This is a genomic window from Cytobacillus sp. FSL H8-0458, assembly GCF_038002165.1.
Taxonomy (GTDB): Bacteria; Bacillota; Bacilli; order Bacillales; family Cytobacillaceae; genus Cytobacillus.
In genome coordinates this window covers 2,448,616-2,470,460 of sequence record NZ_JBBOBR010000001.1, presented here as the reverse complement: position 1 = coordinate 2,470,460, position 21,845 = coordinate 2,448,616, and the positions used below count along the sequence as shown (strand labels likewise).

Sequence of the window (21,845 nt, the reverse complement as noted above, 5' to 3'; positions counted from 1 at the left end):
CTCATAATAAATTTGTTTATTTAAAGGATTTTTTACAAAAAGGTTGAAATTCTATTAAAACTGTTATACATTTTGCAACAGGTATGAAGGAAAGTAAGAGAATGCTTATTTATTTAATTTAGGATTTTTTCTTGGAAACGGTTGCGGAAATAATCCGATTAAGTTTGACAAACTTGAATAGAATGTAGAATAATAATGAATATTTCAATACACATGCAGTAATGAGGCTGTTTTATTGTTAATAGATAAAGAAGACAGGCAAGTTTAGCAGGTGAAAAATACCGTGTTTCAAAAAGATTTTGCCTGGATGTTTTAAAATTCCCTCTCAAGGAGGACTATTGATGTCAGAGTTTCTTGTTATCGTTGAGTCACCTGCAAAGGCAAAAACGATTGAGCGTTATTTAGGAAAAAAATATAAAGTAAAAGCTTCCATGGGACATGTCAGGGATCTTCCCAAAAGCCAAATGGGCATAGATGTGGAAAACAATTTTGAACCCAAATACATAACGATTCGCGGAAAGGGCCCTGTTTTAAAGGAGCTTAAGACAGCGGCCAAAAAAGCTAAGAAAATTTATCTCGCGGCTGACCCCGACAGAGAAGGGGAAGCCATTGCCTGGCATTTGGCACATAGCCTGGATATGGATATTAAGTCGGATTGCCGTGTTGTTTTTAATGAAATTACGAAAGATGCCATTAAAGAATCCTTCAAGCATCCAAGGCCAATCAACATGGATCTCGTTGATGCACAACAGGCAAGAAGGATGCTGGACAGACTGGTCGGCTATAATATCAGCCCCTTACTATGGAAGAAAGTGAAAAAAGGATTAAGTGCCGGGAGAGTACAGTCTGTTGCAGTCCGATTGATTATCGACCGTGAAAAGGAAATTAAGGACTTTATACCAGAAGAGTACTGGTCAATTGATGGAGAGTTCCTTAAAGGAAAAACAGCCTTTGATGCATCATTTTACGGCTTTAAGAATGAAAAAGTGGAATTGAAGTCGGAAAGCGATGTTAAAAATATTTTAAGTAAAATGAAGGGCAATAAATTCAGTGTGGAATCAGTTACCAAGAAGGAAAGAAAGCGAAATCCGGCAGCCCCTTTTACTACGTCATCACTTCAGCAGGAAGCTGCAAGAAAATTAAATTTCCGTGCCAAGAAAACGATGATGCTTGCACAGCAGCTTTATGAAGGAATTGAACTCGGCAAGGAAGGAACTGTCGGTTTAATTACTTATATGAGAACCGATTCAACACGTATATCCGAAATTGCGCAAAATGAAGCTGCAGACTATATTCAAAGCTCTTACGGGAAAGAGTTCCTGCAGAGTGAAAAGAAAAAAGAAAAGAAAAACAGCAATGCCCAGGATGCCCATGAGGCAATCCGGCCGACAAGCACATTAAGGTCGCCTGCAAGTTTAAAAGAATACCTGTCGCGTGATCAGCTTCGGTTATACAGGCTTATCTGGGAACGCTTTGTTGCAAGCCAAATGGCACCAGCTGTTATGGACACCATGAGTGTTGATCTGAAAAATGGTGAAGTGATCTTCCGGGCAACCGGCTCAAAAGTGAAATTCCCAGGATTCATGAAAGTGTATGTTGAAGGCACTGATGATCAGTCGGAGGAAAAAGATAATATGCTCCCTGATTTGAAGGAAGGGGATGAGGTCCTTAAGAAAGACATCGAACCTAAACAGCACTTCACACAGCCCCCTCCAAGGTATACTGAGGCAAGGCTAGTAAAAACACTTGAAGAACAGGGCATTGGGAGGCCGTCCACCTTCGCTCCGACTCTTGACACAATTCAAAAACGCGGCTATGTTGCTCTGGATAATAAACGTTTCATTCCGACCGAACTGGGTGAAATCGTTCTTGAATTAATCATGGAATTCTTCCCTGAAATCCTTGACATTGAGTTTACTGCAAAAATGGAAAAAGACCTGGACTATGTTGAAGAGGGCAAAGTCAACTGGGTACAGATCATAGATGATTTCTATATAGACTTTGAAAAGAATCTTAAAATAGCGGAAAAGGAAATGCAGGAAGTAGAAATTAAGGATGAACCTGCCGGTGAGGATTGTGAACAATGCGGCAATCCTATGGTGTTCAAGATGGGACGCTATGGAAAGTTCATGGCCTGCAGCAATTTCCCTGACTGCCGCAATACAAAACCGATTGTCAAGGACATCGGTGTGAAATGTCCAAAGTGCACAGAAGGAAATATAATTGAAAGAAAAAGCAAAAAACGCCGGATCTTCTACGGCTGTGACAGGTTCCCTGAATGTGACTTTATTTCTTGGGATAAGCCTCTGCCGAGAAGCTGTCCAAAATGTGATAACCTACTAGTTGAGAAAAAGCTCAAAAAAGGTGTTCAGGTTCAGTGTGTTGAATGCGACTATAAGGAAGAAAAGCAAAGTTAAGGGTGAGCTTAAAAGCTCACTCTTTTCTATTGATGGATGAGCATTCAAAATTCTTCCAGCCCGGCTTTTTTTTTAGAAATTAGTACAAGAAACTTTTTTATTTTTAAATCGTATTGTAAAATGGCAAAATGAATAAGAACAGGGTAAAGTAAGAGAGACTGTTTTTAAAAAATATAAATTATTCATGACATCGTCATCATAAGTATATATGGAGGTTCATTTATGAAAGATACAGCAGTGAATGTAATTGGCGCAGGTTTGGCAGGCAGTGAGGCAGCTTGGCAGCTTGCCAGCAGGGGAATTAAGGTAAAGCTTTATGAAATGAGGCCGGTAAGGCAGACTCCTGCTCATCACACCGATAAATTTGCAGAACTAGTCTGCAGCAACTCCCTGCGTGCCAATACTTTAACAAATGCAGTCGGGGTATTAAAGGAAGAAATGCGGAAGCTCAATTCTGTTATTATCCATTCAGCTGACAGCAGTGCAGTTCCTGCCGGGGGGGCATTGGCAGTTGACCGCCATGATTTTGCAGCCCGTGTAACTGAACAAGTCAAAAACCATCCGAATGTAACGGTCATTAACGAAGAAATGACAGATATTCCGGAAGGGCCAACTGTTATCGCTACTGGACCGCTCACAAGTGAAGCTTTATCCGCAAAATTAAAAGAGCTGTCCGGGGAAGATTATTTATATTTTTATGATGCGGCTGCTCCAATTATCGAAAAAGATTCAATCGATATGAATAAAGTTTATTTGAAATCACGTTATGATAAGGGAGAAGCGGCATATCTGAATTGTCCAATGACAGAAGAAGAATTTGACCGCTTTTACGAGGCTCTTACCTCCGCGGAAACAGTTCCATTAAAGGAATTTGAAAAGGAAATCTTTTTCGAGGGTTGTATGCCAATAGAAGTGATGGCAAACAGGGGGAAGAAAACCTTGCTTTTCGGCCCGATGAAGCCTGTAGGTTTAGAAGATCCTAAAACAGGAAGAAGGCCATATGCAGTTGTCCAGCTTCGCCAGGATGATGCTGCAGGAACTCTTTATAATATAGTAGGTTTTCAGACACATCTGAAATGGGGTCCTCAAAAAGAAGTAATCCGATTGATTCCTGGTCTGGAAAATGCAGAGATAGTAAGATATGGTGTTATGCACCGGAATACATTCATCAATTCTCCAAAAGTCCTTCGTGCTACATATCAGTTCAAGAATAGGGAGGATTTATTCTTTGCAGGGCAAATGACCGGAGTTGAAGGGTATGTCGAATCTGCAGCCAGCGGACTTGTGGCAGGCATCAATGCTGCAAGGCTCGTTACAGGAGAAGATCCAATAGAGTTTCCTCATGAGACAGCGATTGGAAGCATGGCGCGTTATATCACTACAGCAAACCCGAAGAGTTTCCAGCCTATGAATGCGAATTTTGGTTTATTCCCTGAACTTCCTGAAAAAATCAGAGGGAAAAAGGAACGAAATGAAAAACATGCAGAAAGAGCACTGGGAACAATTCAGAACTTTATGAAAAATTTGTAAATTATGTTGCATGGGCTGCTGAGTTGTGATACTATTTAGTAGCCCATGCGAGGTGAACATTTAATGTCTGAAAATGTGAACGTTTCTTTAAAGTTGTTTATTGAATATTTACAAATCGAGAAAAATTATTCACAATATACTATTGAACATTACCAGCATGATATTAGTGAGTTCTTTATGTTCATGTCTGAACAAGCCATATCAGATTTAACAAAGGTCGAGTATCAGGATGTCAGAATATATCTTACTGATCTTTTTGAAAAAAAGATGTCACGCAAGTCTGTTGCCAGGAAAATATCAAGCCTAAGGAGCTTTTTTAAATTTTTGCTTAGAGAAGAGATAGTCGCTGAGAATCCTTTCGCACTTGTTTCCATTCCGAAAGCACAGAAAAAGCTGCCGGAATTTTTCTATGAAGAGGAAATGAAACAGCTTTTTGATGCTTGTGAATCCAGCACTCCTCTTGGGCAAAGAAACAAAGCCCTTCTTGAATTATTATATGCAACCGGCATCCGTGTAAGTGAGTGCAGTCAAATCCGCTTAAAAGACCTGGATATGCAGTTATCAACGGTTCTTGTACGGGGTAAGGGCAGCAAAGAACGGTATGTCCCTTTCGGAAGCTTCGCCCAGGATGCAATTGACACATACATAAACCATGGACGTAAAGAATTGCTTGCAAATGGGAAAGTGCAGGAAAATTTGTTTCTGAATGCCCGAGGCGGTCCTCTTACAGCAAGGGGAATCAGGACCATTCTTGACCGGATCATAGAGAAATCATCCCTAACAGGCACAATCCACCCCCATATGCTTCGCCACACATTTGCGACGCATTTAATGGCTAATGGGGCTGATATGAGAACAGTCCAGGAATTGCTTGGACACGCATTTCTATCTTCAACCCAGGTATATACACATGTTACCAATGAATACTTGAAAAAAACTTATATGGCCCATCATCCGCGGGCGTAGCGGAAAAAAGTCATAGATGAATAGTCTGCAGAAAAAAATCAAAGGCAATATGCTCCAAAGGAGGAGTCTTTCATGTCCGAATTTCATGCAACCACGATATTTGCTGTGCATCATAATGGAGAATGTGCAATGTCCGGCGACGGCCAGGTTACCTTTGGGAATGCAGTAGTGATGAAACACACTGCAAGAAAAGTCAGAAAGATATTCAACGGGAAGGTGCTTGCTGGATTTGCAGGCTCAGTAGCTGATGCATTTACATTATTTGAAATGTTTGAAGGAAAGCTTGAAGAGTATAATGGAAACCTTGAGAGAGCAGCTGTAGAGCTTGCAAAAGAATGGAGAAGCGATAAGGTTCTGCGCAAGCTTGAAGCAATGCTTATTGTAATGAATAATGATAGTCTGCTGCTCATCTCCGGTACAGGTGAAGTTATTGAGCCGGATGATGGAATTCTGGCTATTGGATCAGGAGGCAATTATGCTCTTGCAGCTGGACGTTCTTTAAAAAGATATGCAGGCGAACACTTATCTGCAAAAGAAATCGCCAAGGCCTCACTTGAAATGGCTGCCGAAATATGTGTATATACAAACCACAACATCATTGTGGAAGAACTCTAATAAAAGGAGTGCTGTTGCATGGGTAAAGGAACTAGTTTAACTCCACGCCAAATTGTTGAGCGCTTGGATCAATATATCATAGGTCAAAAGGATGCAAAAAAAGCAGTCGCTATTGCTCTTAGAAATCGCTATCGCCGCAGCTTGCTTGAAGAAAAATTGCGGGAAGAAGTAAATCCTAAAAATATATTGATGATCGGTCCAACTGGTGTTGGAAAAACTGAAATTGCGCGCAGAATGGCTAAATTGGTGGGTGCACCATTTGTTAAAGTGGAGGCAACCAAATTCACTGAAGTAGGATATGTGGGCAGGGATGTTGAATCCATGGTCAGGGATCTGGTGGAAACATCTGTCCGACTGGTAAAAGAAGAGAAGATGGCCAGCGTAAAGGAAAGAGCAGAAGAAAGTGCCAACCGCCGCATACTTGAACTGCTTGTACCTGGTGCCAAAAAGGCAGCTAATTATAAAAATCCACTTGAAATGCTATTTGGCGGAGGTAATGATCAGCAGCAGGATACGTATCAGACAGAAGATTTAAACCTCCAGGAAAAGCGCAAGATTGTAAAAGAAAAGCTTGCACTTGGCGAATTGGAAAATGAAGTTATTACCGTTGAAGTGGAAGAGCAGCAGCCTTCCATGTTTGACATGCTGCAGGGCTCAGGGATGGAGCAGATGGGCATGAATATGCAGGATGCCCTCAGTAGCCTAATGCCAAAGAAAAGGAAAAAAAGAAAACTGACTGTAAGGGAAGCAAGAAAGATCTTAACAAATGAAGAAGCCCAAAAGCTGATTGATATGGATGAAGTCAGCCAGGAGGCTGTATTCCGTGCTGAACAGTCAGGAATAATATTTATAGACGAAATCGATAAAATTGCCAGCAAAAACAGCGGCGGTTCATCAGCTGATGTCTCAAGAGAAGGGGTTCAAAGAGATATTCTGCCGGTTGTGGAAGGCTCAACAGTAGTAACAAAATACGGATCTGTAAAAACAGACCATGTATTGTTTATTGCTGCAGGTGCTTTCCATATGGCAAAGCCCTCTGACCTAATTCCTGAATTACAGGGGCGTTTTCCAATCCGTGTGGAGCTCACCAAGCTAACCGTTGAAGATTTCTACAAAATACTTGTGGAGCCTGATAATGCATTAATAAAACAATATGAAGCATTATTGGTAACTGAAGGTATACAAATTGAATTTTCTGACGATGCTATTCGTAGGATTGCTCAATTTGCTTTCGAAGTTAACCAAAATACAGATAATATCGGTGCAAGGCGCCTTCATACAATCATGGAAAAACTGCTCGAAGATTTATCGTTTGAAGCACCGGACATCACCATGGAAAAGATCACAATTACCCCTCAGTATGTTGAGGAGAAACTCGGAGCCATTTCCCGCAATAAGGATTTGAGCCAATTTATACTATGACCTTATAGTTTAAAGATTAAGGCCAAAGGGTAACGGAAAGTGAATCCTGAAAAAAGTCAAAATTACGTATGATTCAAACAGAAGCAATAAGATATTTAATTTTAACAAAATATATGTTTATGGGTTGTAGCAAATAGGAGGAAATACAATGGATTTATTAACAAAAACAAGAAAAATTAATGCAATGCTTCAAAGAGCAGCCGGAAAGCCGGTTAACTTCAAAGAAATGTCAGAAACACTTAGTGATGTAATCGAAGCAAATATCTTCGTGGTAAGCCGCAGGGGCAAACTGCTTGGATTTGCAGTAAACCAGCAAATCGAAAATGAGCGCATGAAGCAAATGCTTGAAGATCGTCAGTTCCCTGAAGAATATACGAAAAATTTATTTAACATCCAGGAAACGTCTTCAAATCTGGATATGGAAAGCGAATATACTGCATTCCCAGTTGAAAACAAAGACCTTTTTGCAAGTGGTTTGACTACAATTGTTCCTATCATCGGCGGCGGTGAGCGTCTAGGCACACTTATTCTTGCCAGATTGCAGGAACAATTCCATGATGATGATTTAATTCTTGCAGAATATGGTGCTACTGTAGTTGGCATGGAAATTCTGCGTGAAAAAGCAGAAGAAATTGAAGAAGAAGCGCGCAGCAAAGCTGTAGTACAAATGGCAATCAGTTCTCTTTCTTACAGCGAGCTTGAAGCGATCGAGCATATCTTCGAAGAGCTTAACGGCAACGAAGGACTACTTGTTGCATCAAAAATTGCTGATCGTGTAGGCATTACCCGCTCAGTAATCGTAAATGCGCTAAGAAAACTGGAAAGTGCAGGAGTTATTGAGTCCCGTTCTTTAGGTATGAAAGGTACTTATATCAAAGTCCTAAATGACAAGTTCCTAGTTGAATTAGAAAAACTTAAATCAAACTAAAATAATCCGTAAAACCCGTCCATCAATGGCGGGTTTTTTTGTTACAAATTTGTTACGTTTAAAATTGGTAAATTTATGTATTTTAAACATTTTTTATAAGTTCATTAGTCATAGATTGCATAATGTTCAAGTATGATATTTAATCATATAGTTCTAAAGAACTATAACAAGGGATGCCGAAAAAGTTCAGAAGAGATAAAGAGCAAAGCTTTTTTGGTAAAAATCACAAAATAACATGTATAACTTTCAGCATATTTAAAAGATTTGTCGAAAATAGGCCAAAAGAATCATTAAAATTAACCTTATGTTCATAGACATATTATTTCATATTCATTACAATAATGTTTATGATGACATAATTTGTCCATTATCACCAAATTTCTACAATAATTACCAGGTTAAATTTGTTTTTATACGAGGTGTTATGATTGAAGCTGTTTTCCGGCACTATATCAACATTAGAACAAGCACTGAATTATTCATCACTTAAACAAAAAGTTATATCACAAAATATTGCAAATGCTGATACTCCAAACTATAAAGCAAAAGATGCAAGCTTTAAAGCTGCTTTCAAGAACGCTTTAAATGATTCGATGGAAGCAAACAAAAGTGATTACAGACATTACGATTTTAAAAATGGTTCATCCTCAGGGCGAGGTATAGTGACAAAATCTGATACTTCTTACAATCATAATGGCAATAGCGTTGATTTAGATAAGGAAATGGCGGATCTGGCTACAAATCAGATTTACTATAATGCAGTTATTGAACGGGTAAGCGGTAAGTTTTCCAGTCTTCAGAATGTATTGCGGGGAGGCAAATAGTAATGTCTATGTTTCATAGTATGAATAACACAGCATCGGCACTAACTGCCCAGAGGCTCCGTATGGATGTAATTTCTTCTAATATGGCCAATGCAGATACTACAAGAAGTATAAATGGTGCTGGACCCTACAGAAGGAAGTCAGTAGTACTGGAACCGAAAGAAGGCCAATTTTCAACTTTCTTAAATATGGCCATGAGCCAAAAAAGAGGAAGTTATGCAGGGAACGGTGTAAAGGTGTCAAGAATTGAAGAAGATCGGGTGACCCCGACTAAAATGGTTTATGATCCTTCCCATGTTGATGCTAATGAAGAAGGATATGTTGAAATGCCCAATGTGGATCCTTTAAGAGAAATGACAGATCTTATTAGTGCTACGAGATCCTATGAAGCTAATGTGACGGTTTTTAATGCCTCTAAAGGCATGATGATGAAAGCTTTGGAAATCGGCAAATAAGGAGAACCTTAAATGAATAATGTAACTTTTATGCCAGTGAATGCTATAAAGCCTGCTGAAAATCACAAGACTCATACATATACATCATTCGATGCCCAGCAAAGCTTTTCGTCGGTCTTAAAGCAATCAATTGAAGAAATAAATTATGCACAGGTTCAATCAGATGCTATGACCGAAAAACTTGCCAGGGGAGAAAATATTGATCTTCACCAGGTGATGATTACATCTCAAAAAGCGAGCATTACAATGCAGGCTGCACTAGAAATCAGAAATAAAGTAATTGAAGCTTACCAGGAAGCTATGAGAATGCAGGTTTAATATTACAGCTGTTCCACTGAAAAAACTTAGAAAATTGAAAGAATCCGCTGATTGGTGGGGTTTTTTCAATTTTTTAATGAAAGAAAATGATTAAAGCTAAAAACTAGTTATGGCGGTTATTAGCTAAGACAGAATAACCGGAGGATTGTGATGAAAGAGATGCTACAGAGATATATAGGCAACTTGAAAGAATACTGGGGAAGCAGGTCGAAAAAACAGAAGATAACTATGATTAGTGCCGCTGCATTATGTTTACTGCTGATTGCAGCTGCAGCTTTCCTTAGTACCAGGACCAATCTCGTTCCTCTATACAGCAACCTGACACCTTCTGAAACTGGAACGATAAAAGAAAGTCTCGATGCTAGAGGGATTGTATCTGAAATAGCTGATGGCGGAACAACAATTAAAGTACCTGAAGAGTCAGTAGATACCCTGAAAGTAGAACTGGCAGCAGAAGGAATTCCGAAATCAGGAAGCATTGATTATTCATTTTTCAGCCAAAATGCCGGAATTGGCATGACTGAAAACGAGTTCAATGTTCTGAAGCTGGAAGCAATGCAGACTGAGCTTGCGAATTTGATGAAAGGGATCGATGGAGTCAACGATGCCAAGGTAATGATTAACCTCCCGGCGAAAGGCATTTTTGTAAATGATCCTTCAGAGGAAGCCTCCGCATCTATTGTCCTTAACACAAAACCAGGTCATCAATTTGAAGAATCGCAAATTCAGGCGCTTTATCACCTGGCTGCGAAAAGTATACCAAATCTTCCCACTGATAATATCGTCATTACCAACCAGTTTTTTGAGTATTTTGATTTAAAAAATGATCAAAATTCTTCAACTGAAAACACATTTGCAGCACAGCATGAAATCAAAAAAGAAATCGAGCGTGATGTACAGCGCCAGGTGCAGAATATGCTGGGCACTTTAATGGGACAGGATAAGGTGGTTGTATCTGTAACCGCCGATATAGACTTTACCCAGGAAAACAGGGAAGAAAACCTGGTTACACCTGTTGATGAAGAAAATATGGAAGGAATAGCGATCAGTGCTCAAAAGATTACGGAAACGTTTACTGGAAACGGTGATTCTGCAGGCGGATTTACTCCGGCTGGCGGCAGCGATGAACCTGCCGGCACTGACGCTGCTACTTATCAGGAAAATGGAAATTCCAACGGGGATTATGAACGAATAGAAGAGACAATTAATAATGAAGTTAATAAAATCCGCAAAGAGATTGTTGAAAGCCCATATAAAGTCAGGGATTTAGGCATCCAGGTAATGGTAGAACCTCCTGCAGCAGATGATCCTGCATCACTTCCGCAGGAAAGAATTAATGATATTACTCAAATTCTTGGAACTGTAGTTCGTACGACTATTAATAAGGATGCGGCAGCTGAAGAAGAATTAACAGATGAGGCAATTCAGGATAAAATTGTCGTTTCAGTACAGCCTTTCAACGGTAAAGTTGAGTTCCCTGATGAGACAAGCACCAGCATTCCCTGGTGGATTTATGCAATCGGGGGAGTACTGCTTATTATCATTGCTCTATTAATCTTCCTTTTTGCCAAAGCCAGAAAGAAGCAGAAACAAGAAGATGAGATAGAATCACAGGCACCAGAGACATTCAACCTTCCGGATGTTAATGACGAGCATGAAACAGAAAGTACAATGAGGCGCAAACAGCTGGAGAAAATGGCAAAGGAAAAGCCTGAAGACTTTGCAAAGCTGCTTCGTACATGGATCGCAGAAGATTAAGGGGGATGAAAAATGCCAAAAAAAGAACAAAAAGAACTGACAGGTAAGCAAAAAGCGGCAATTCTTCTTATTTCACTTGGTCCAGATGTTGCATCCTCTGTTTATAAACACTTAAGCGAGGAAGAAATTGAAAAATTGACCCTTGAAATCTCAGGGGTCCGCAAAGTTGATTCGCTTGCAAAAGAAGAAATTCTCGAAGAATTCCATCAAATCGCCCTGGCGCAGGATTATATTACGCAGGGCGGGATTGGATATGCAAAAACAGTTTTGGAAAAAGCACTCGGTACAGAGCAGGCTTCAGCAATTATTAACAGATTGACCTCTTCTCTGCAGGTAAGGCCATTTGATTTCGCCAGAAAAGCAGATCCGGCACAAATCCTGAATTTTATTCAAAATGAACATCCGCAAACGATCTCCTTGATATTATCTTATCTTGATCCAGCGCAGGCCGGGCAAATTCTGTCAGAGCTGCCGCAGGAAATGCAGGCGGATATTGCAAGAAGGATCGCTGTTATGGATAGTACATCTCCTGAGATTATTAATGAAGTAGAACAGATTCTTGAAAGAAAGCTGTCTTCTACTGTAACTCAGGACTATACTCAGACCGGCGGCATTGAATCGGTGGTCGATGTTCTTAATGGAGTTGACCGTGCAACAGAAAGGACTATTCTGGATGCGCTGGAGATTCAGGATCCAGAGCTTGCTGAGGAAATTAAGAAGAGAATGTTTGTGTTTGAAGATATCGTTACCCTTGACAGCCGTGCTATACAGCGTGTTATCCGTGATTGTGAAAGTGAGGACCTCATGCTTTCATTGAAAGTGTCGAGTGATGAAGTCAAAGAAATTGTCTTTAAAAACATGTCTTCCAGAATGGTTGAAACCTTCAAGGATGAAATGGAATACATGGGTCCTGTGAGATTAAGAGATGTTGAAGAAGCCCAATCAAGAATAGTTGGCATTATAAGAAGATTGGAAGAATCAGGGGAGATCATCGTCGCTCGCGGCGGAGGAGATGATATTATTGTCTAGGCTAATAAAATCATACTCTCCCGCAGTGCCGAAAGAAGAAAAGAAGGTCATTTCGATCAGACTGCTGCAAAGCAATTCGAACCACATTGAAGAGGCAGCAGAGCAGAGTGCAGCGATAACCCATGAAGAGCTTCAAGCCATGCTGAACAGTGCCCGTGAGGAAGCTGAGAAAATTTTAAACTCTGCAAGAGAAGATTCAGAAAATTTAGCCCGGCAAATGGAAGAGCAGCGAGTGGCGCTTGAACAGGAAAAACAAAAAGTTCTTGAGGAAGCCCGATCACAAGGTTTTGCAGCTGGAGCAGATGAAGGCAGACAAAGCTCTTTCAAGGAATACAGTGAACTGATTCATATGGCAAGAGAAGTTGTAAACTCAGCCAAACATGATTATCAGCAGCACGTCGAATCATCAGAACGGACCATTCTGAATCTCGGATTAAAGGTTGCAGGGAAAATACTCGGGGAAGTCCTCGAACAGAATAGTGACCAATTTCTTTCTATTGTAAAAAGGGCTTTAAAGGAAGCGAGAGAATATACTGAGATTCAGCTTCATGTGCACCCAATGCACTATGATTTGCTTCTATCCCATAAGGAAGAACTAATCCGGGTATTTCCTAAAGAGACAGATTTATATATTTATCCGGATGAGGATCTAAGCAATACAAGCTGCAGAATTGAATCAGCCAACGGACGAATTGAAGCCAGTGTTGACAGCCAGCTTGAAGAAATAAAAAGAAAGCTCTTTGAGATGCTGGAGAGTGAACCAAATTGAAACTTGAACAGCTGATCAGCGAGATTGAAAAAATAGATAGCTTTAAGCGTTTTGGCAGGGTAAAAAGAGTAGTCGGTCTGATGATTGAGTCCCAAGGTCCCGAAAGTTCAATTGGGGATGTATGCATAATTCATATCGGCAAAGGACGCACAAGGAAGATCCAGGCGGAAGTAGTCGGATTTAAGAATGAGAATGTGATTCTTATGCCTTATACAGATGTACAGGATATTTCACCAGGCTCTCTTGTAGAGACAACCGGGAGACCTCTTGAGGTAAAGATAGGTCCAGCTTTAATTGGCCAGGCGATAGACTCACTGGGACAGCCTCTCGATGGGTCAATGTTGCCAAAAGGGCTGACGCCTGTCCTAACGGAACAAACTCCTCCTAATCCGCTGAAAAGGCCGCCGATCTTTGAACCTATTGAAGTGGGTGTAAGAATGATCGATAGCCTGCTGACTGTAGGAAACGGACAGCGGGTCGGGATTTTTGCAGGCAGCGGAGTTGGAAAAAGCACTCTTCTTGGAATGATAGCCCGCAATACTAATGCAGATTTAAATGTGATTGCCCTTATTGGCGAGAGGGGCAGAGAAGTTAGGGAGTTTATTGAGAGGGACTTAGGCCCGGAAGGGTTGAAAAGATCCATCGTAGTTGTCGCTACGTCTGACCAGCCGGCACTCATGAGAATTAAAGGGGCTTACACAGCCACAGCAATTGCTGAATATTTCAGGGACAAAGGCTTAAATGTCATGTTAATGATGGATTCGGTAACACGGGTGGCAATGGCGCAGCGTGAAGTCGGACTTGCAGTCGGAGAACCGCCAACAACTAAAGGGTATACGCCATCTGTTTTTGCCGTATTGCCTAAGCTGCTTGAAAGGACAGGAACAAACGAGTATGGTTCTATAACGGCATTTTATACCGTATTAGTGGACGGCGACGATATGAATGAACCAATCGCGGATACAGTAAGAGGAATACTGGATGGACACTTTGTCCTGGACCGGTCATTAGCGAATAAGGGGCAATATCCCGCTATAAATGTCCTGAAAAGTGTAAGCCGGGTAATGAACCATATTGCAGATGCCTCTCATATAAAATCAGCAGAAAAAGTAAGAGAAATGCTGAGCACTTATATCAATGCAGAGGATTTGATTAATATTGGCGCCTACAAACGCGGGTCATCGATGGAAATAGACGAAGCCATACGATTGTATCCTTCAATAATCTCTTTTTTAAAACAAGAAACGAATGAAAAAATTTCTATCTTGGAAAGCATTGGCCAATTAAAGGGATTAGCTGGAAAAGGGGAAAAATAAATGCAGTACCAATTTAAGTTCAATAAAATCCTTAAGATAAAAGAAAGAGAAAAAGATCAGGCGTTTGATGTATACAATCAGGCTGTAAAACGATTCGAAGAAACTGCAAAGAAACTGTACGATCTGCTGAAAAAGAAAGAGGATCTGGAAGTCTATCAGCAATCAAGACTGGCTGAGGGACTTCCGGTTCAGGAAATCAGGCATCACCAGTATTTTGTGAGCAGCCTTGAGAAAACAATTGACCACTATCAACAGATGGTGGCAAATGCAAGAAACCAAATGAATTTCCAGCAGGTAAAACTAATGGAAAAAAATATTGAAGTAAAGAAATATGAAAAAATGCAGGAAAAAGATTTAGCAGGCTTTTTGGAAAGTATGAAGCAAGCAGAAGGAAGGCAAATGGATGATATCTCGATTCAGCTGTATATGAATCGGGGAAATTAGGTGGTTAAATGGAAAGAATGTCAGAAGAACAAGAGAAACCAAAAACAAGCAGGTTTCAGTGGTTTATATATGCTTTCTTAATCCCAATCCTGTTTGGAATAACTGTAGCTCTGCTGGTTTTTACAATTACCGGAAATAACATTTTTGAAACTGCCAATGAATTTAGCCGGAAAATGCCATTTTTAGCTTCGGTTTTTGATGATGCGGATTCCCGTTCACAGGAAGTGGTGGAGGAGCAGCTCATCGGACTGCAGGCAGAAGTTAAAGATCGGGAAGCAAGAATATCTCAGCTGGAAAGCGAGCTTGACAGCAAAGAGCTGGAAATTGAAAGAGCAGGGCTGGAAAAGCAGAGGCTGGAGGAGGAAATCAGCGAGCTAACGGCTATAAAGGAAGAGAACAAGCGGGCATTTAAAGATATCGTTAAGACATATGAAAGCATTTCCGCTAAAAAAGCAGCACCCATTTTAACGGAGATGAAGGATGAAGAAGCAGTGAAAATCCTATCAAATGTTAATTCTGATACGCTGGCTGCCATCATGGAAAAGATGAATCCGGAAGATGCCGCACGATATACCGCACTCCTGACAGCTGCTAAAGAAGCAGGCGGATTGGATGATAATTAAAAGAAATTTTGAAAGGAGGTGAAATAAGTGCAAATCGGAGGATTAGGACTCATTCAGTCACAATATTCATCCGAAGATAATTTATCTCTGCAAGATACAGGCAGCACTGGTTTTGGAAGTCTTTTCTTCGCTTTAACCGGAACAGCCAAACCGGAAGCAGCAAGCTTAACTTCTGCGGCAGATGAGAATAATATCGAACAGTTAAAGGAGATAATTGAATTTCTTAGAGTAAGTGAGATCACTGAATTAGAAAACGGAAGCGAGCTGCTGGAGAAGATTTCCTTTCAAAATGAAACTGATATTATTGAAATCATTTCAGAGCACCTGGATCTTTCACAGGAAGAATTGGTGCAGATGCTTGAGGGTTTTATTGAACAGGTTTTGCCGGAAGTAAAGCCTAAGGATGTATATCCTAAAGAAGATATAGATGCAGTAAATAAAATACGTTTATTAATTTCAGCAATCTCCAATTTTGAGCAAAAAGAAGACATCAACTTGCATGGGAAAGATCTTAGCGGGGCATTAAAAGCTCTGAAATTGTATGAATTGCTGTCTGCGAAACAGGACTTTTACACTAGTAAACTAAACCTGAAAGATTTTCTGAATAATGTTCAAGTGAAAATTGAGAGTCTGATAAACAACAGAGAGGGTATTTTACAGAAGGTTTTTACCCCGCTTGCAAACGAATTAAACTCTATAAAACAACAAAATAATGCTGCTCATGAACCTGCGGGTCAGACTGCTGCTAAAATCTTACACAGAGCAGAAACTGGTTTACAGGGGTTTATTCAGGTTCAATCCTTTTCAAAACCTGAACAGATGGCTCTCCTGAATCCTCAGGGAAAGACAGTAAGTGCAGACCAGCTTATGCAGCAATTTGAAAACACATTATCAAGGAGCAGTTTCCTCAAAACGGGAGGGACACAAAAGTTATTTATCAAGCTGAACCCTGACCATCTTGGAGCGCTGCGAATAGAGCTTATTCAAAAGGACTCTGCAATGATTGCCAGGATACTTACTTCATCTGGAGCAGCTAAAGAAATTCTGGATTCACATATTAACGGATTGAAGCAGGCCTTTAGTTCACAAAACATCCAGATCGAGAGAATAGAAGTCTCTCAGCAAATGACGCAGCAGGATCGGTCCTTCAACAAAGATCCCCAGCAGCAGGAACAGAGGCAGCAGCAGAACAAGGATGATCGTAATCCTCAGCATGAGAGAGAATTTAACAGCTCTTTTGAAGAAGAACTTCTTAATACAGAAGCATAGGAGTGATAGTAATTGGCAAACACAATCGATTCTTCCCTAATGCTATCAAACTACCAAAGCCAAACCCGAAAAACCGGCTCAGATATATTAGGCAAAGATGATTTCCTGAAGATTCTGATGACACAGCTGCAAAACCAGGATCCAATGAATCCGATGCAGGACAAGGACTTCATTGCGCAAATGGCAACCTTCTCGTCATTGGAGCAGATGACCAATATGAATAAGACGATGGAGAAGTTATTGGCTTTTCAGGAGCAGAACCAGCTGATGACATACAATAACTTTCTGGGAAAAAATGTAATCTGGCATAAATTAACCGAATCAAGTGAACCAAACCAGGAGCCAAATATAGTAGAAGGAACTGGAAGAGTAGTCTCTATCCAGTATAAGAATAATTCTGCAATATTTATTTTGGATGATGGAACGGAGCTTGAACCAGCAAATATTTCTCAACTAAATGAATAAAAGGAAAAGGAAGTGAGTGTGTGGATAAACTTATTTTTCGTCCGATCCACACCCAGCCGGTAATAACACCAAAGGGTAATGCCGTTCAAACTTCAAAGCAATCAAAAAATACATTCTCTGTCCACCTCCAGACCGCCTTGCAGACTGAGTCTCCATTAATAGTCAGTAAGCATGCAAAACAGAGACTCCAGCAGAGAGGTATACATATAAGTGCAGAGCGGTGGGGGCAAATTGAAGAGAAAGTTCAGGAAGCCAAGCGAATGGGTGTTAAGGAATCACTGGTATTGCTTGAAGATGCTGCGCTTATAGTAAGTGCAAAGAATAATACAGTGATTACTGCGATGAATCGTAAAGAAGCTCAAACCCAAATATTCACAAATATCGATGGAACTATAATTCTGGAAAATAACTAGGCTGGACCGTATAAGGAAGCCTAAGCTGCGGACTGACAGAAGCAGCATAAAGAGAGGAGCAAATATTTAATGTTACGTTCAATGTATTCAGGAATAAGCGGAATGAAAAACTTTCAGACAAAGCTGGATGTTATTGGGAATAATATTGCAAATGTTAATACTTTTGGATATAAAAAGGGTCGGGTTAATTTTAAAGATATGGTGAGTCAGACTATTTCAGGTGCAACAGGCAGTGGAGATAGTTCAGGCGGTATTAATCCTAAGCAGGTTGGCCTTGGTTCCCAGCTATCCTCTATTGATACAATTGATACACAGGGGAGTTTACAAACTACTGGCCGTGTATTGGATATAGGGATTCAAGGTGATGGCTATTTGATGGTTCAGCGAGGGAATAACACCTATTACACCCGCGCTGGAAATTTGTATCTGGATGATGATGCAAACCTAGTTACAGCATCAGGAGATAAAGTAAAAGGCGCTGATGGGGCAGCTATCCGTTTAAATGGTGGGGATGCTACCGTTATTAAGAGCTTAAGTATATCAAATGATGGAACTATAAACTTCTTAATAGACGGGAACGATACACTGCAGACTGCCGGACCAATTGGAATAGCACGCTTTAATAATAATGGCGGTCTTGAAAAAATTGGAGACAATCTCTATAAGGACACTGTAAACTCAGGTGATGCAGTCCCATTAACCCCGGGAGAAGACGGTGCAGGAGTACTCGTTTCCGGGACACTGGAAATGTCCAACGTAGACCTATCAGAAGAATTCACTGAAATGATTACAGCACAGCGCGGTTTCCAGGCAAATACCCGCATCATTACAACATCAGATGAAATCCTGCAGGAGCTTGTAAATTTAAAACGTTAATCTAAAGGAGGGTCAGGGCTGAAGGTACAGGATCTTTAGCCCTGAAAAAAACATTGATTAAAGTATCTCGCCTGAACGGCAAAACTTTTGTATTGAATGCTTTGTACATAGAAACAGTAGAGTCTTTTCCGGATACGACAATTACGCTCACGAATGGAAAGAAGTATGTTGTAAAGGAATCTGAAGATCAGGTTATGCTATCGATTATTAAATTTTATCAATCTGTTAATCTACTGGGGCAGCAGCTGGCGGAGGGGAATGAAAATGAAGAATAATAAGCTATTAATGATTATGTTAATGATGCTAGTAGCGATCACGCTTGTAGGAGCTATTGCCCTGCTGATTGTGATGAAATTTACGGATGATGATGGTTCAAATGAGCCTGACATAGATGAAGTTCTGGAGGCCTCTGTTGATATTCCGCAGGTAACAGCTAATTTAGCGAGTGATGATTATATCAGGATTTCCTTTAAAATTCAGACTGAAAACAAAAAAGCAAAAGAGGAATTGCAAAAAAGAGATTTTCAGGTTAAAAATCTCATCATTCAGGAATTGTCCGAAATGGAAGCAGAGGATATCCAGGGGAAAGAAGGCCAAATTAAGCTGCAGGAAGATTTAAAAACCAAGATTAACGGTTTAATGCAAGAAGGAAAGATCGTTCAGGTGTACATTACCGAATCTCTCCTTCAGTGATAGCCAAATAATTAACTGCAATAGATGGAGGTGAGGATTCATGTCAGGTGAGGTCTTATCGCAAAGCGAGATTGATGCCCTGCTTTCGGCTCTCTCTACCGGAGAAATGGATGCAGATGAGCTGAAAAAGGAACAAACTGAGAAAAAAGTAAAAGTTTATGATTTTAAAAGAGCATTAAGATTCTCTAAAGATCAAATACGAAGTTTAACAAGAATTCATGAAAATTTTGCCCGGCTTTTAACCACCTTTTTTTCTGCCCAGCTGAGGACCTATGTGCAGATTTCGGTTGCTTCTGCGGACCAGATACCTTATGAAGAATTTATCCGGTCCATACCGAAAATGACAATATTAAATGTAATTGAAGTGCCCCCTCTGGATGGAAGAATTCTTATGGAAGTGAACCCAAACGTCGCCTATGCCATGATGGACAGGCTGATGGGCGGCCGAGGGACAAGCATCAATAAAATTGATAATTTAACAGAAATCGAAACAAAAATTATGTCAGCAACATTTGAAAGGGCATTTGAAAACTTAAGGGAAGCCTGGAGTACAATCGCTGACATCGATCCGATATTGTCAGATTTTGAGGTAAATCCGCAATTTCTGCAAATGGTCTCGCCAAATGAAACAGTTGTCGTTATCTCACTAAATACGATCATTGGCGAAACGAGCGGAATGATTAATATCTGTATACCTCACGTTGTTCTTGAGCCCATTATTCCTAAGCTGTCTGTACATTATTGGATGCAGACTGACAAAAAGGAAAGGGAGCCTGAGGTTATTGCCAGGCTTGAACGAAACATTCATAAAGCGGAAGTTCCGGTCATATGTGAACTCGGCAGTTCGGACATAGCCATTCAGGATTTCTTATCACTCGATATTGGAGATGTTATTGAGTTAAACCAGGGGATTGACCAGTCGCTTACTATAAAAGTCGGCAATATCCCAAAATTCATCGGACAGCCCGGAAAAATGAATAAAAAAATGGCCGTGCAAATTTTAGACACTGTGAAAGGGGGAGATGAGGATGATGAGTGATGATATGCTTTCACAAGATGAAATTGATGCTCTATTAAGGGGAGCAGCTGACGACAGCGACGAAACAGACAGTCATAATGAGGCATTTTTTCAAACCGAGGATTATTTGTCCCATATGGAGCAGGACGCATTAGGTGAAATCGGCAATATTTCATTTGGAAGCTCTGCAACAGCATTGTCTACTTTATTGAATCAAAAAGTTGATATCACAACTCCGGCTGTTTCAGTTGTTTTGCGTCAGAAATTAGCTGATGAATTCCCGCATCCTTATGTAGCAATCCAGGTGAATTATACGGAAGGATTCTTCGGAAGCAACCTGCTTGTAATACAGCAATCGGATGCAGCCATCATTGCTGATTTAATGCTTGGGGGGGATGGTACCAGCCCGGCAGACCTAATGGGGGAAATTCAGTTAAGCGCTGTTCAGGAGGCAATGAACCAGATGATGGGTTCTGCAGCCACCTCGATGTCAACCATCTTTGGAAAAAAGGTTGATATTTCACCGCCGGCAATCGACATTCTTGATTTGCCCCAGGGAGAAGGTGCCGACAGAGTCCCGGCAGATGACATGCTTGTAAGGATTTCGTTCCGATTGAAAATAGGCAGTCTGATTGACTCGAATATTATGCAGCTGCTTCCTCTGGAATTTGGCAAAAGCCTTGTAAATGAATTATTAAACCCGGGCCAGGATCTTCAAGAAAATAATGCAGTTTCTGAAGAGGAACCAACGGGGCAAACACAGCCCGATTATCAGGAAAGCCAGCTTTCGTATGATCATAAACCTGAAATACACACAGGCGGATTAGATCAGCCTTACATTCAAACGGGTTATTCCGAAGAGCAGCCGTCATATACACAGCCGGTTATGAATCAGGCATCAAATCCTCAGAGCTATCCACCTGCTCAAAACCAGGCACAGCATTTCGGTGGCTCTTATGTAAATGGAGTGCAGCCGAATGTACAGCCGGCAGCCTTTTCGAGTTTTGAACCTTACCATATGCAGGGTACTGAAACAAAAAACTTAGATATGCTTTTGGACATACCGCTTCAGGTAACGGTTGAGCTGGGAAGGACTAAACGTTCCGTAAAGGAGATTCTTGAATTGTCTTCCGGTTCAATTATTGAACTGGATAAACTGGCCGGTGAACCTGTTGATATTCTGGTGAATAACCGTTTAATTGCACAGGGTGAAGTGGTTGTCATTGATGAGAATTTTGGTGTGAGAGTTACAGATATTATCAGCCAGAGTGACCGTATAAAAAAATTAAGATAAAAAGTGGGGGTTATTAGAATGGCACAAAAAATTTTAATAGTTGATGATGCAGCTTTTATGCGAATGATGATAAAAGATATTTTATCCAAGAATGGATATGACGTAGTTGGTGAAGCTGCTGACGGTGCACAGGCTGTTGAAAAATATAAGGAAACACAGCCTGACCTTGTCACAATGGATATAACTATGCCGGAAATGGATGGAATTACAGCTCTGAAAGAAATTAAAAAATTAAATCCTAGTGCAAAAGTTATTATGTGTTCTGCAATGGGCCAGCAGGCGATGGTTATTGATGCCATTCAGGCTGGCGCAAAGGATTTTATCGTAAAACCGTTCCAGGCTGATAGAGTACTGGAAGCAATCGGCAAAACTTTGGGCTAGTGATTATTCTTTTTAGAGGGTG

The 21,845-nt window shown here is 40.6% G+C and carries 24 protein-coding genes; all 24 read left to right on the top strand.

The features are described from left to right. Positions 1-341 precede the first annotated feature (341 nt). Positions 342-2,417 (top strand): type I DNA topoisomerase, encoded by a 2,076-nt coding sequence (gene topA / locus NYE23_RS11995; protein ID WP_341078092.1) that lies wholly within the window; start codon positions 342-344, stop codon positions 2,415-2,417. Positions 2,418-2,639: 222 nt separating this feature from the next. Further along, the gene (gene trmFO, locus NYE23_RS11990) at positions 2,640-3,947 is read left to right on the top strand and encodes an FADH(2)-oxidizing methylenetetrahydrofolate--tRNA-(uracil(54)-C(5))-methyltransferase TrmFO (protein WP_341078090.1); all 1,308 of its coding nucleotides are present in this window, start codon (positions 2,640-2,642) and stop codon (positions 3,945-3,947) included. 63 nt (positions 3,948-4,010) lie between these two features. Next, the gene (gene xerC / locus NYE23_RS11985) at positions 4,011-4,913 is read left to right on the top strand and encodes a tyrosine recombinase XerC (protein ID WP_341078088.1); all 903 of its coding nucleotides are present in this window, start codon (positions 4,011-4,013) and stop codon (positions 4,911-4,913) included. Positions 4,914-4,985: 72 nt separating this feature from the next. Beyond that, positions 4,986-5,528: an ATP-dependent protease subunit HslV gene (gene hslV / locus NYE23_RS11980; RefSeq protein WP_341078085.1), complete on the top strand. Its 543-nt coding sequence runs from the start codon at positions 4,986-4,988 to the stop codon at positions 5,526-5,528. Positions 5,529-5,546: 18 nt separating this feature from the next. Then, a complete protein-coding gene (gene hslU, locus NYE23_RS11975) occupies positions 5,547-6,950 on the top strand; it encodes an HslU--HslV peptidase ATPase subunit (protein WP_341078084.1) in 1,404 nt (467 codons plus the stop codon). A 148-nt stretch (positions 6,951-7,098) separates the two neighbouring features. Next, positions 7,099-7,878 carry a GTP-sensing pleiotropic transcriptional regulator CodY gene (gene codY / locus NYE23_RS11970; protein ID WP_035328947.1) on the top strand — a complete coding sequence of 260 codons (780 nt, stop codon included), beginning with the start codon at positions 7,099-7,101 and terminating at the stop codon, positions 7,876-7,878. 428 nt (positions 7,879-8,306) lie between these two features. Then, positions 8,307-8,702: a flagellar basal body rod protein FlgB gene (gene flgB / locus NYE23_RS11965; protein WP_341078081.1), complete on the top strand. Its 396-nt coding sequence runs from the start codon at positions 8,307-8,309 to the stop codon at positions 8,700-8,702. Positions 8,703-8,704: 2 nt separating this feature from the next. Then, positions 8,705-9,157 carry a flagellar basal body rod protein FlgC gene (flgC, locus tag NYE23_RS11960; protein ID WP_341078080.1) on the top strand — a complete coding sequence of 151 codons (453 nt, stop codon included), beginning with the start codon at positions 8,705-8,707 and terminating at the stop codon, positions 9,155-9,157. Positions 9,158-9,169: 12 nt separating this feature from the next. Further along, positions 9,170-9,475, top strand: a complete 306-nt coding sequence (gene fliE, locus NYE23_RS11955; protein ID WP_341078079.1) for a flagellar hook-basal body complex protein FliE — start codon at positions 9,170-9,172, stop codon at positions 9,473-9,475. 150 nt (positions 9,476-9,625) lie between these two features. Next, a complete protein-coding gene (fliF, locus tag NYE23_RS11950) occupies positions 9,626-11,233 on the top strand; it encodes a flagellar basal-body MS-ring/collar protein FliF (protein WP_341078077.1) in 1,608 nt (535 codons plus the stop codon). Between the two features lie 12 nt (positions 11,234-11,245). Next, the gene (gene fliG, locus NYE23_RS11945) at positions 11,246-12,262 is read left to right on the top strand and encodes a flagellar motor switch protein FliG (RefSeq protein WP_341078076.1); all 1,017 of its coding nucleotides are present in this window, start codon (positions 11,246-11,248) and stop codon (positions 12,260-12,262) included. Further along, positions 12,246-13,031 carry a flagellar assembly protein FliH gene (gene fliH / locus NYE23_RS11940; RefSeq protein WP_341078073.1) on the top strand — a complete coding sequence of 262 codons (786 nt, stop codon included), beginning with the start codon at positions 12,246-12,248 and terminating at the stop codon, positions 13,029-13,031. The genes fliG and fliH overlap by 17 nt, the downstream gene beginning before the upstream one ends. Continuing rightward, entirely contained in the window at positions 13,028-14,347 is a 1,320-nt protein-coding gene (gene fliI / locus NYE23_RS11935; protein ID WP_341078072.1) for a flagellar protein export ATPase FliI, read from the top strand. Before fliH ends, fliI begins: the two co-directional genes overlap by 4 nt. Further along, a complete protein-coding gene (gene fliJ, locus NYE23_RS11930; RefSeq protein ID WP_341078070.1) occupies positions 14,348-14,791 on the top strand; it encodes a flagellar export protein FliJ in 444 nt (147 codons plus the stop codon). Between the two features lie 8 nt (positions 14,792-14,799). Then, complete coding sequence (locus NYE23_RS11925; protein ID WP_341078068.1) at positions 14,800-15,414, top strand: MotE family protein; 615 nt, start codon at positions 14,800-14,802, stop codon at positions 15,412-15,414. A 27-nt stretch (positions 15,415-15,441) separates the two neighbouring features. After that, positions 15,442-16,683: a flagellar hook-length control protein FliK gene (locus tag NYE23_RS11920; protein WP_341078067.1), complete on the top strand. Its 1,242-nt coding sequence runs from the start codon at positions 15,442-15,444 to the stop codon at positions 16,681-16,683. A gap of 12 nt (positions 16,684-16,695) precedes the next feature. Next, positions 16,696-17,148: a flagellar hook assembly protein FlgD gene (gene flgD, locus NYE23_RS11915; protein WP_341078065.1), complete on the top strand. Its 453-nt coding sequence runs from the start codon at positions 16,696-16,698 to the stop codon at positions 17,146-17,148. Between the two features lie 20 nt (positions 17,149-17,168). Beyond that, a complete protein-coding gene (locus tag NYE23_RS11910; protein ID WP_341078063.1) occupies positions 17,169-17,561 on the top strand; it encodes a TIGR02530 family flagellar biosynthesis protein in 393 nt (130 codons plus the stop codon). Positions 17,562-17,630: 69 nt separating this feature from the next. Further along, positions 17,631-18,437 carry a flagellar basal body rod protein FlgG gene (gene flgG / locus NYE23_RS11905; protein ID WP_341078062.1) on the top strand — a complete coding sequence of 269 codons (807 nt, stop codon included), beginning with the start codon at positions 17,631-17,633 and terminating at the stop codon, positions 18,435-18,437. A gap of 53 nt (positions 18,438-18,490) precedes the next feature. Then, positions 18,491-18,712 (top strand): flagellar FlbD family protein, encoded by a 222-nt coding sequence (locus NYE23_RS11900; protein ID WP_341078061.1) that lies wholly within the window; start codon positions 18,491-18,493, stop codon positions 18,710-18,712. Continuing rightward, positions 18,702-19,130: a flagellar basal body-associated protein FliL gene (gene fliL, locus NYE23_RS11895; RefSeq protein ID WP_341078060.1), complete on the top strand. Its 429-nt coding sequence runs from the start codon at positions 18,702-18,704 to the stop codon at positions 19,128-19,130. Before NYE23_RS11900 ends, fliL begins: the two co-directional genes overlap by 11 nt. A gap of 40 nt (positions 19,131-19,170) precedes the next feature. Next, on the top strand, positions 19,171-20,169 hold the full coding sequence (gene fliM / locus NYE23_RS11890) for a flagellar motor switch protein FliM (RefSeq protein ID WP_341078057.1): 999 nt from the start codon (positions 19,171-19,173) through the stop codon (positions 20,167-20,169). Continuing rightward, the gene (gene fliY, locus NYE23_RS11885) at positions 20,159-21,442 is read left to right on the top strand and encodes a flagellar motor switch phosphatase FliY (RefSeq protein WP_341078055.1); all 1,284 of its coding nucleotides are present in this window, start codon (positions 20,159-20,161) and stop codon (positions 21,440-21,442) included. Before fliM ends, fliY begins: the two co-directional genes overlap by 11 nt. A gap of 18 nt (positions 21,443-21,460) precedes the next feature. Continuing rightward, positions 21,461-21,823, top strand: a complete 363-nt coding sequence (locus NYE23_RS11880) for a response regulator (RefSeq protein ID WP_341078053.1) — start codon at positions 21,461-21,463, stop codon at positions 21,821-21,823. The last annotated feature ends 22 nt before the right edge of the window (positions 21,824-21,845 follow it).